We start from the raw sequence: 11,966 nt of genomic DNA, 5'->3' as shown, positions 1-11,966 counted from the left end.
TGCGTAAATTCGGCTCGGTTTTTCAGAAAATAGAGCAGATATTGGGAATGAATTATCTTAAATCAGAAAATCTTTAAAATTTTTTCGCTTATTTCATAAAATATCAGTGGCAACAAGTTTTGTTTGATTAAAATAATTCAAAAAAATTTTTTAAAAACGCTTGCATTTGTTTTTGAAATGCGTTATACTTAAATTAACGCAAACGTTTGCGCCTTAATTGCGCAACGTTTTATAACAAACACATGAGGTGCTATTATGAAAAAACGTCAAAGTGGTGTGTTGATGCACATCTCTTCTCTGCCAGGAGCATACGGGATTGGATCATTTGGCCAGACTGCCTATGATTTCGTTGATTTCTTGGTTCGTACGAAGCAACGTTACTGGCAAATCCTCCCTCTCGGGACAACAAGCTATGGAGATTCTCCATACCAATCATTCTCGGCCTTTGCTGGAAATACGCATTTTATAGACCTTGATATCTTGGTAGAGCAAGGCTTGCTCGAATCCAGTGATCTTAAAGGTGTTGACTTTGGTAGCGATGCATCTGAAGTTGACTATGCGAAGATTTATTACGCACGTCGTCCACTTTTAGAAAAAGCAGTGAAACGCTTCTTGGAAGTGGGGGATGTCAAGGATTTTGAGAAGTTTGCTCAAGACAACCAATCATGGCTTGAACTCTTCGCAGAGTATATGGCTATCAAAGAGCATTTTAACAATCTTGCTTGGACAGAATGGCCAGATGCAGATGCTCGTGCTCGTAAAGCTTCAGCGCTTGAAAGCTACCGTGAGAAATTGGCAGACAAGTTGGTTTACAACCGTGTGACTCAATACTTCTTCTTCCAACAATGGTTGAAATTGAAAGCCTACGCTAACGACAACCACATCGAGATTGTTGGAGATATGCCTATCTATGTTGCGGAAGATTCAAGCGACATGTGGGCAAATCCACATCTCTTCAAGACAGATGCAAATGGTAAAGCAACCTGCATCGCAGGATGCCCACCAGATGAGTTTTCTGCTACTGGTCAGCTTTGGGGGAACCCAATCTATGACTGGGAAGCAATGGACAAAGACGGGTACAAATGGTGGATTGAACGCTTGCGCGAAAGCTTCAAAATCTACGATATCGTTCGTATCGACCACTTCCGCGGTTTCGAATCTTACTGGGAAATTCCTGCTGGTTCCGATACAGCAGCACCTGGTAAATGGGTGAAAGGTCCTGGCTACAAACTCTTTGCAGCCGTTAAGGAAGAGCTTGGTGAGCTAAACATCATCGCAGAAGACCTTGGTTTCATGACAGATGAAGTCATCGAGTTGCGTGAACGCACTGGCTTCCCAGGAATGAAGATTCTTCAATTTGCCTTCAACCCAGAAGACGAAAGTATCGATAGCCCACACTTGGCACCTGCCAACTCTGTTATGTACACAGGAACACACGATAACAATACAGTTCTTGGTTGGTACCGTAATGAGATCGACGATCCAACTCGTGAATACATGGCTCGTTACACGAACCGTAAAGAGTACGAAACAGTGCCACACGCAATGCTTCGCACAGTATTTTCATCAGTTAGCTTCATGGCTATTGCAACTATGCAAGATTTGCTAGAGCTAGATGAGGCAGCTCGCATGAACTTCCCATCTACTCTTGGTGGAAACTGGTCATGGCGTATGACAGCAGACCAACTCACACCAGCTGTTGAAGAAACTTTGCTTGACTTGACTACAATTTATCGCCGAATCAATGAAAATTTGGTAGAATTAAAGAAATAAGACAATATCAGGAGACACATAAACATGTTACCATTAAACGAATTTGTACAAAAACGTTACAATAAAACTATTGCAGAATGTAGCAATGAAGAGCTTTACCTTGCTCTTCTCAACTACAGCAAGCTTGCTAGCAGCCAAAAACCAGTCAACACTGGTAAGAAAAAAGTTTACTACATCTCAGCTGAGTTCTTGATCGGTAAACTCTTGTCAAACAACTTAATTAACCTCGGACTTTACGACGATGTGAAAAAAGAACTTGCAGCTGCAGGTAAAGAGTTGATCGAAATCGAAGAAGTAGAATTGGAACCATCACTTGGTAACGGTGGTTTGGGACGTTTGGCAGCCTGCTTTATCGACTCAATCGCTACACTTGGTTTGAATGGTGATGGTGTTGGTTTGAACTACCACTTCGGTCTTTTCCAACAAGTTCTTAAAAACAACCAACAAGAAACAATTCCTAACGCTTGGTTGACAGAACAAAACTGGTTGGTACGCTCAAGCCGTAGCTACCAAGTGCCATTTGCACACTTCACATTGACATCTACTCTTTACGATATCGATGTACCTGGTTACAAGACAGCTACTAAAAACCGCTTGCGTTTGTTTGACTTGGATTCAGTTGATTCTTCTATCATCGAAGATGGTATCAACTTTGACAAGACAGATATCGCTCGCAACTTGACTCTCTTCCTTTACCCAGATGACAGCGACAAGCAAGGTGAATTGCTCCGTATCTTCCAACAATACTTCATGGTTTCAAACGGTGCACAATTGATCATCGACGAAGCAATCGAAAAAGGAAGCAACTTGCATGACCTTGCGGACTATGCAGTTGTACAAATCAATGATACTCACCCATCAATGGTGATTCCTGAATTGATTCGTCTCTTGACTGCACGTGGTATCGAACTTGATGAAGCAATCTCAATCGTCCGTAGCATGACTGCCTACACTAACCACACAATCCTTGCTGAAGCCCTTGAAAAATGGCCTCTTGAATTCTTGGAAGAAGTGGTTCCTCACTTGGTACCAATCATCAAAGAATTGGACCGTCGTGTGAAAGCAGAATACAAAGACCCAGCTGTTCAAATCATTGATGAAAACGACCGTGTACACATGGCTCACATGGATATCCACTATGGATACAGCGTAAACGGGGTGGCAGCACTCCACACTGAGATCTTGAAGAATTCAGAGTTGAAAGCTTTCTACGACATCTACCCAGAAAAATTCAACAACAAAACAAACGGTATCACATTCCGTCGTTGGCTCATGCATGCCAACCCAAGACTATCTCACTACTTGGATGAGATTATTGGAGAGGGATGGCACCATGAAGCAGATGAGCTTGAAAAACTCTTGTCTTACGAAGACAAAGCAGCTGTCAAAGAAAAATTGGAAAGCATCAAGGCTCACAACAAACGTAAATTGGCTCGTCACTTGAAAGATCACCAAGGTGTGGAAATCAATACAAACTCTATCTTTGATATCCAAATCAAACGTCTTCACGAGTACAAACGCCAACAAATGAACGCTTTGTATGTGATTCACAAATACCTTGATATCAAGGCTGGTAACATCCCTGCTCGTCCAATCACAGTCTTCTTTGGTGGTAAAGCAGCTCCTGCCTACACAATCGCCCAAGACATCATTCACTTGATCCTTTGCTTGTCAGAAGTGATTGCAAATGATCCAGAAGTAGCTCCACACTTGCAAGTGGTTATGGTTGAAAACTACAACGTTACTGCAGCAAGCTTCCTTATCCCAGCATGTGATATCTCAGAACAAATCTCACTTGCTTCTAAAGAAGCTTCAGGTACTGGTAACATGAAATTCATGTTGAACGGTGCTTTGACTCTTGGTACTATGGACGGTGCTAACGTGGAAATCGCTGAGTTGGTTGGCGACGAAAACATCTATATCTTTGGTGAAGATTCAGAAACTGTTATCGACCTTTACGCAAAAGCAGCTTACAAATCAAGCGAATTCTATGCTCGTGAAGCTATCAAACCTTTGGTTGACTTCATTGTGAGCGATGCTGTTCTTGCAGTAGGTAAGAAAGAACGCTTGGAACGTCTTTACAACGAATTGATCAACAAAGACTGGTTCATGACTCTCCTTGACTTGGAAGACTACATTAAAGTCAAAGAGCAAATGCTTGCTGACTACGAAGACCGCGACGCATGGTTGGATAAAGTCATCGTTAACATTGCCAAAGCAGGATTCTTCTCATCTGACCGTACAATCGCTCAGTACAACGAAGATATCTGGCACTTGAACTAAGATACAAATTTATACTAATACATTTTGTAAAAAAGCGAGTTTCGATTGAAATTCGCTTTTTTTGAATAATGTTGATTTGAATCAATCTGGTCTAAAAAGAGAGAAATCATAGACGTATTGAAGGTTTAACACTCTCTTTCAACCTCATGCTTCTTCTTAGTTGATTACCTCACATTTCTTGTATCCGCTTACACGAAGTGTTATAATATGATTGCAGGAAAGAAGGTGTTCTTATGTGGAAAAAATATTTTTCAAAATATAAATGGACTGATTTATTTTGGATACTATTTGTGATTTGGTCATGCCTTTATATGGGTAATAGTAGTTCCTTTCCACTGACTCATCAAGAAATCTCTTTTCATGGATGTTGTTATGGGGCATCACTTGCCTCATTTCACTTGCTATTTATTGATAAATTTGTTATTTCGAATCGAAAATAAATGGAGAGGTTAAAATTTTTTCCACTTTTCGGATAGACAGTTGAAAAATCGCGATTTATACCCACACCTCAAGAGGAGGTGCGGGTTTTGTCTTATCTGAAAGTTTTATTTACAGTGCTTTCCCAACCAAAATCTCTGCCTCAATGGTAATCTCTGTCAGTTGACTCCAGTCAATTTTGGTCTGGTCAACATGAAAGAGAAGGGGGATCATGCTAAGTAAAGCTTGGCGTTGCTCGGCTGTGATGGGTTTGGTTAGGGAAGCTATTTGGATAGATTGGATGCTGAAGTATTCCTGGAAATGTTCCTTGATATCTTGGTTGGAATAGTCCTTGTTTGTCAGCTGGTCTTGTACCCTTTGACGGATTTCTTTGAGGTGATTTTCAGTCGGGATGACCTTGATCAAGATGCCATCTTTGGATAAAACGCGACGGAATTCCCCATAGTTGGCAGGTGAAAAGATGTCGAGCAGGATATCCATACTGGCGTCTTTTATAGGAAGTCGAGCCAGGTCACCGACAAACCAATTAACTGACCAGTTGAGTTCACTTTTAGCTGCGATTTGGACCGAGTCTTTTGAAATGTCAAAGGCATAGAAGGTTTTATCAGAGTGACTTTCTTGGAGTTTACGAGAGTAGAAACCTTCGCCACAACCGATATCCAAGACTGTTTTTGCGGATGGATTAGTTGTTAGTAAGTCCGAGATACCTTCTAAAATAGCCTGATAAAAACCAGCTTCAAGAATTTGCTGGCGGTTTTGGAAGTTTTCCTTGTCGTAGTTGGCAGATTGCTTGATTTGCGGAGCCAAGTTGACATAGCCGAATTTTGCCAGATCAAAAGAATGGCGGTTGCTACACTTGAGGCTAGACTCTACCAAGGCCAGATTTTCTTGGCAGATAGGGCAGGAAAAGGCAGTCGCAGAAGCAAAACGCTGAAGTTTGGGTTTGAGGTTTGTATTCATAGTTTAAGTGTATCAAAAGAGGCAAATGAAAGCAACTTTAGAAATAAGTAGATGGGAGATTCAGTAGAAATAAAACTAATTCTCCAATTTATAGAATAAAATTGCTTTTATATCTAAATTTCTATATAATAATGATAAGGAGGAAATAAGTATGTTAAAAGAAGTATTAACCGTTGCAAAAGTTGCGAAAAAATCATCACTCTTTTTGGGTGGTGTCGCATTTGGTACCCTTGGTTTGAAAATCTTGGCAAGTAAGGAAGCTAAAAAAGGTTATTCTAAAGCTTTGGCTAAGGCTTACAAGTTGAAAGACGGGCTAGATGCATCTGTTTCTGTTGTGAAACAACATGGAGACGATGTCTTGCAAGATGCCAAATATTTGTACGAGCAAGAGAAAAAAGAAGAGCAATTAGATAGCCTTATAGGAGAATAATATGTCTTTTAAAGTGCTACATAGAGGATACCAACATATCCGACTATCATCTTCTTTTTCACTCACCTTGGATATTCAAGACTATCTTCGTTCCTTGGCGAGAGATGAAAAGGGGATTGAGTCTATCCAGTTTTACATGGATCAACAGCACTTTACTCTACGCATAAAAGAAGGCTTTTCTGTATTAGATAATGCAGAAGCCTTTTTAAAAAGAATTGATAAAGGGAAAGTTTCTGAGTTGATGACTCTTCCCATTCGTAGAGAAGAGAGTGCTTATTCTATTGTTTCAGGTGCAGCGATTAAGCGTGTACTTTTTCGTAGTTTTGTGCCGTATCCTATTCGCTATATATGGACTTGTTATCAGGCTTTGGGTTATATTAGAGAAGCCTATCAAACACTAGCGCGTAAGGAACTAACGATGGAAGTCTTGGACTGTTCGGCGATTTTATTGTCCTTGTTTATGAACCAATCCAAGACAGCTAGCAATATCATGTTTATGCTTGATTTGGGGAATCATTTAGATCAGTGGTCTTTGAAAAAAACTGCAACAGATTTAGAACAAAGCCTTCTTGCAAAAGAGAGCGACGTATTCTTAGTACAGGGCGATACGGTTGTTAGTATCAAGAGTTCCGATGTTCAAATAGGAGATGTCTTGGTCCTATCTCAAGGAAATGAAATTCTGTTTGATGGACAAGTAGTTTCAGGTTTAGGTATGGTCAACGAAAGTTCCTTGACGGGAGAGAGTTTTCCAGTTGAAAAAAGAGAGTCTGATTTGGTTTGTGCAAATACAGTATTAGAAACTGGAGAGTTACGCATTCGTGTAACCGATAATCAGATGAACAGCCGGATTTTACAACTGATTGAGTTAATGAAGAAATCTGAAGAAAACAAGAAAACGAAACAACGCTATTTCATCAAGATGGCGGATAAGGTCGTCAAATATAATTTCTTGGGGGCTGGGCTAACTTACCTATTAACAGGTTCTTTTTCTAAGGCTATTTCTTTCCTATTAGTCGATTTCTCCTGCGCTTTGAAAATCTCTACTCCTGTAGCTTATTTGACAGCTATCAAGGAGGGGTTGAACCGTGAAATGGTGATTAAGGATGGGGATGTTCTGGAGAAATATCTGGAAGTTGATACTTTCTTGTTTGATAAGACGGGAACAATCACAACTAGTTATCCTATAGTTGAAAAGGTGTTACCTTTTGGGGACTATAGTGAGGAAGATATTCTCAGAATCAGTGCCTGTCTTGAGGAACACATTTATCATCCTATTGCTAATGCCATCGTCAAGCAAGCTGAGATAGAGGGAATTGAACATGAGGAAATGCATGGGAAACTCCAATATATTGCAAGCAAGGGGATCAAATCTCATATAGATGGCCAACCAGTTCTTATTGGGAATTATGTCTTGATGCAGGATGAGCAGATTCATATCAGTTCAGAACAAAATGCTTTAATTGAAGAGTACAAGAGTCACTACAATCTCTTATTCTTGGCTTATCAGAATGAATTGATTGGAATGTTCTGCATTCATACTCCTTTGAGAAAAGAAGCAAAAGCAGCCTTGGAGAAACTTAAGGCACAAGGGAAAAAATTGATTCTGGCAACAGGGGACACCTTGGTTAGGACAGAGGAATTAGTCAAAGATTTGCCCTTTGATCAGGTCTATACAGACTTGAAACCTGATGGGAAATTTGAGTTAGTAGAGGAACTGCAGAAAGCAGGTCACACGATTTTGATGGTTGGAGATGGATTGAATGACTCAGCGGCTCTAACCCTATCAGATATCGGTGTGGTGATGAATGAGAGTGCAGATATTTCTAAGCAGATGAGCGATATCTTATTGTTAGATAATCGTTTGGATTTCTTCCAAGAGTTGGATTGGCTATCATCATCTTTGCAAACACTCATCAAGAAGAATATTCAAGATACCGTTGTCGTAAATAGTAGTTTGATTGGCTTTGGCTTGTTTAATTGGCTCAGTCCTTCAAACCTCTCTATCCTACATAATCTAACAACCTTACGCATAGTCCTGCGTAGCCTGTCTATTAAGGGATAGGTGGGGACTATTCACAGCAAAAAGGAGTTACCTTTCTCGAGGGTAACTCCTTTGTTTATAGGTAAATGTTTAACAATTTAGTAAGTCAACACAAAGTATTTCTTCTTCCCGCGGCGGATAACAGTGAGTTCGTTTTCTAACTTATCTGCGTCACTCAAGACATAGTCAAGGTCTTGGATACGGTCGCCGTTGACGTAGATAGCTCCGTTTTGGACGTCTTCACGGGCTTGGCGTTTTGAATTCACCACACCAGATGACACGAGGAGTTCCACGATATTGTGGTTTTCGTCTGCTTTTACTTGGTAGTTTGGCACTCCACGAAGTCCTTGTTTGAGTTCTTTGACAGAAAGGTTTTTGATGTTTCCAGCAAAGAGTTGCTCGGTGATGTTAAGGGCTTCTTTGTAAGCTTCTTCTCCGTGAACAAGAGTCACGACTTCACGAGCGAGGACCTTTTGTGCCAAGCGTTCGTGTGGAGCCGCTTCAAACTCTTTGCGGATGTCTTCAATCTCATCGAGTGACAAGAAGGTAAAGATTTTCAAGAAGCGAACAGCGTCAGCATCCATCACGTTCATCCAGAATTGGTACATTTCGTATGGAGAAGTCTTTTCAGGGTTAAGCCAAACTGCGTTTCCTTCTGACTTACCAAATTTCTTACCAGTTGCGTCTGTGATGAGTGGAACAGTGATCACGTGACCAGTCTTGTCAGCCTTACGACGAAGCAATTCGGTACCAGCTGTCATATTTCCCCACTGGTCAGAACCACCGATTTGCAGAGTAACATTGTAGTCTTGGTTAAGGACATAGAAGTCGTACCCTTGCATGATTTGGTAGGCAAACTCAGTGTAAGAAATCCCTGTCTCGATCCGTTTCTTCACAGATTCCTTACTCATCATGTAGTTGACAGTGAAGTATTTTCCGACGTCACGGAGGAAGTCAATGAAGCTGATACTGCCAAACCAGTCGTAGTTGTTGACCATGACAGCCTTATTTTCACCATTTTCAAAGTCAAGAAAACGAGAAAGTTGCCCTTGGATAGACTTGACCCAGCCCTCTACTGTGTCTTTTGTTTGGAGACTACGCTCAGCATCTTTGAAGGACGGATCTCCGATGAGACCTGTAGCACCGCCAACGAGCGCATATGGTTTATGACCTGCTAACTGCAAGCGACGACTGGTCAAGATTGCGACAAGGTGGCCGAGGTGAAGGCTATCAGCAGTTGGATCGTAGCCAGTATAATAAGAAACTTGACCTTCTTCTAGGGCTTTACGCAAAGCTTCTTCATCAGTCGTTTGAAAAATCAAACCACGCTCTTTTAGCTCATCAAAAATGTGCATGTGTCTTTTCTCCTTTATAAAATATTGTTTCTACCTATTGTATCACAAACTCGGACAATAGCCTAGTGGAATAGGGAAGAAAGTGGCTATTTTATTGAAAGTTTCCCTTTTATGGTATAATAGAGAAAGCGAGGACATTCATGAAAGAAAGAATTAATGAATTAAAAACAAAAATGCTGCATTTTTTCCAGCAGCTAATGCAACGAATTGTAAAATGGAAGAAAAGACTAGCAGAAAAACTGGCTAATAAGAAAACCGGTAAAAAGGGGGCCTCTTCTGACAAAGTTAGAAAGGCTGGGTCTATTTTTGCTAAAGTTTTGAGTGGGTTTAAAATAGTTTTTAACACTCTCTTTATCCTAGGCTTTATCGGTGGACTGTTTGGCGCTGGTGTAGCTATGGGTTATGGAGTCGCTCTATTTGACAAGGCCCAGGTCCCTCAAGCAGAAGAGTTGGTCAAGCAAGTGAAGGATATTGCCTCCATCTCAGAAATCACTTATTCTGACGGCAGTACCATTGCCTCGATCGAGGGCGATTTATTGCGCACTTCAGTCGCTTCAGATGCTATCTCAGACAACCTTAAGAAAGCCATTGTTGCGACAGAGGACGAGCATTTCAATGAGCACAAGGGAGTTGTGCCTAAGGCCGTTATTCGTGCGACCTTGGGAACCTTTGTCGGTCTAGGCTCGTCTAGTGGTGGTTCGACCTTGACCCAGCAGGTCATCAAGCAGCAAGTGGTGGGGGATGCTCCAACTCTAGCTCGTAAGGCTAAAGAGATTATTGATGCTCTAGCTTTAGAACGGGCTATGGGTAAGGATGAGATTTTGACAACCTACCTTAACATAGCTCCTTTTGGTCGCAATCATAAAGGTCAAAATATTGCAGGTGCCCAGCAGGCTGCAGAAGGAATCTTTGGGGTCAATGCTTCGGATTTAACGATCCCTCAAGCTGCCTTTATCGCAGGGTTGCCACAGAGTCCAATCAGTTATTCTCCTTATGAATCTGATGGTAGTATGAAGAGTGATGAGGACATGGCTTTGGGAATTAAGCGTGCCAAGGATGTCCTCTACAATATGTACCGGACAGGGGCTCTAAGTCAGGAAGACTACGATAAGTACAAAGATTATGACTTTAAGAAAGACTTCCTACCATCAGGTAGTGTTAGTGGTACTTCGCGTGACTATCTCTACTATGCAACCTTGGCAGAAGCTACTGACCGCATGTACGACTACCTTGTCCAACGAGATAATGTCTCTGCGCAAGAATTAAAGAATGAGTCCATTCAGAAATCCTATCGCGATTTAGCCACTAAGGAAATTGAAAATGGTGGATATAAGATTACGACAACTATCAATAAAAATGTTCATGCTGCGATGCAAAATGCGGTTGCGACCTACGGCTATCTGCTAGATGATTCGACAGGCCAGCCTGAGGTGGGGAATGTCCTCATGGACAACCAAACGGGAGCTATCCTTGGATTTGTTGGTGGTCGTAATTATCAAGAAAATCAGAACAATCACGCTATCGATACCAAGCGTTCTCCAGCTTCAACCACAAAACCTATATTGGCCTATGGTATCGCTATTGACCAAGGTTTGATGGGAAGTGCAAGTATCTTGTCAAACTATCCGACAAACTTTTCAAACGGGAATCCCATCATGTATGTCAATAGTCCTGGTACGGGCATGATGACATTGGGAGAAGCCCTTAACTACTCATGGAATATCCCAGCCTACTGGACGTATCGTACGCTTCGAGAGAAGGGTGTGGATGTCAAAGGCTATATGGAAAAAATGGGTTACGAAATCCCAGAATATGGGATTGAAAGTTTACCGATGGGTGGGGGGATTGACGTTACAGTTGCCCAGCATACCAACGGGTATCAGACTCTAGCCAACAACGGAGTTTACCATAAGAAACATATGATCGCAAAGATCGAGTCAACGGATGGCCGACTGGTATACGAGCACAAGGATGAGCCTGTCCAGGTTTATTCAAAAGCGACAGCAACCATCATGCAAAGTCTCCTTCGGGATGTTATCTCGTCTCGGATTACTTCAAGTTTCCAGACGGACTTGACTACTATCAATCCATCCCTAGCTCGTGCTGACTGGATCGGAAAAACTGGTACGACCAATGAAGATGAAAATATGTGGCTCATGCTTTCTACACCTCGCTTGACTTTGGGTGGCTGGTTAGGTCACGATGATAACCGACCACTAGCCAAAGGAGCAGGCCACTACCGTAATGCCAACTATATGGCCCACTTGGTCAATGCTATCCAACAAGCTGAACCTGGAATATGGGGGAATGAGCGCTTTAATCTGGATCCAAGTGTGACCAAGTCGCAAGTTCTCCGGTCTACAGGCCAAAAGCCCGGCAAAGTTTCCATCAATGGTAAGGAAATCGAACTTTCTGGATCAACAGTAACGAGCTACTGGGCGACTAAAGAAGGTGCCCCAGTGACCACCTATCGCTTTGCTATTGGAGGAAGCGATGCAGATTATCTGAACGCATGGAAGAATATTCTAGGAAGCATTCCAGCAGTGACTCCTCCAAGCTCAAGTTCAAGCAGTAGCTCTGGAAGTTCAAGTTCGAGTGGAAATACTCAAAGTGGTTCTTCAGGACGTTCACGTCTATTTAATCGTTAAGAAAGAGTAGTAGCAAGGTTAGTAATTTCTCCTTGTTG

General features: G+C 41.7%; 8 protein-coding genes. 6 read left to right on the top strand and 2 right to left on the bottom strand.

The window, feature by feature from the left end; translation table 11 throughout:
• The first annotated feature begins 255 nt into the window (after nucleotides 1-255).
• The 3 genes from malQ (at nucleotide 256) to O3655_RS08085 (ending at nucleotide 4,496) form a co-directional block, all read left to right on the top strand.
• The gene (malQ, locus tag O3655_RS08095) at nucleotides 256-1,773 is read left to right on the top strand and encodes a 4-alpha-glucanotransferase (RefSeq protein WP_308697341.1); all 1,518 of its coding nucleotides are present in this window, start codon (nucleotides 256-258) and stop codon (nucleotides 1,771-1,773) included.
• Nucleotides 1,774-1,797: 24 nt separating this feature from the next.
• On the top strand, nucleotides 1,798-4,056 hold the full coding sequence (glgP, locus tag O3655_RS08090) for a glycogen/starch/alpha-glucan family phosphorylase (RefSeq protein ID WP_254728334.1): 2,259 nt from the start codon (nucleotides 1,798-1,800) through the stop codon (nucleotides 4,054-4,056).
• A 233-nt stretch (nucleotides 4,057-4,289) separates the two neighbouring features.
• Nucleotides 4,290-4,496 carry a hypothetical protein gene (locus tag O3655_RS08085; protein WP_033587430.1) on the top strand — a complete coding sequence of 69 codons (207 nt, stop codon included), beginning with the start codon at nucleotides 4,290-4,292 and terminating at the stop codon, nucleotides 4,494-4,496.
• 109 nt (nucleotides 4,497-4,605) lie between these two features.
• Here the strand turns inward: O3655_RS08085 and O3655_RS08080 are convergent, their stop codons facing one another.
• Nucleotides 4,606-5,454, bottom strand: coding sequence for a putative RNA methyltransferase (locus O3655_RS08080; protein ID WP_371641292.1), 849 nt, complete (start codon nucleotides 5,452-5,454; stop codon nucleotides 4,606-4,608).
• Between the two features lie 151 nt (nucleotides 5,455-5,605).
• Here O3655_RS08080 and O3655_RS08075 point away from each other — a divergent pair, with 151 nt between their 5' ends.
• Both O3655_RS08075 and O3655_RS08070 read left to right on the top strand, forming a co-directional pair.
• Complete coding sequence (locus O3655_RS08075) at nucleotides 5,606-5,884, top strand: DUF6110 family protein (RefSeq protein WP_000910910.1); 279 nt, start codon at nucleotides 5,606-5,608, stop codon at nucleotides 5,882-5,884.
• A gap of 1 nt (nucleotide 5,885) precedes the next feature.
• Nucleotides 5,886-7,946: a heavy metal translocating P-type ATPase gene (locus O3655_RS08070; RefSeq protein ID WP_000008775.1), complete on the top strand. Its 2,061-nt coding sequence runs from the start codon at nucleotides 5,886-5,888 to the stop codon at nucleotides 7,944-7,946.
• Between the two features lie 77 nt (nucleotides 7,947-8,023).
• Here the strand turns inward: O3655_RS08070 and tyrS are convergent, their stop codons facing one another.
• Entirely contained in the window at nucleotides 8,024-9,280 is a 1,257-nt protein-coding gene (tyrS, locus tag O3655_RS08065; protein ID WP_044020095.1) for a tyrosine--tRNA ligase, read from the bottom strand.
• A 140-nt stretch (nucleotides 9,281-9,420) separates the two neighbouring features.
• Between tyrS and pbp1b the strand changes: the two genes are divergently transcribed.
• Complete coding sequence (gene pbp1b / locus O3655_RS08060) at nucleotides 9,421-11,928, top strand: penicillin-binding protein PBP1B (RefSeq protein WP_308697342.1); 2,508 nt, start codon at nucleotides 9,421-9,423, stop codon at nucleotides 11,926-11,928.
• The last annotated feature ends 38 nt before the right edge of the window (nucleotides 11,929-11,966 follow it).

It is taken from the genome of Streptococcus sp. 27098_8_70, assembly GCF_041432215.1.
Lineage (GTDB): Bacteria > Bacillota > Bacilli > Lactobacillales > Streptococcaceae > Streptococcus > Streptococcus oralis_CP.
The sequence above is the reverse complement of the archived record's forward strand: the minus strand, read 5'-3'. Positions and strand labels throughout refer to the sequence as shown.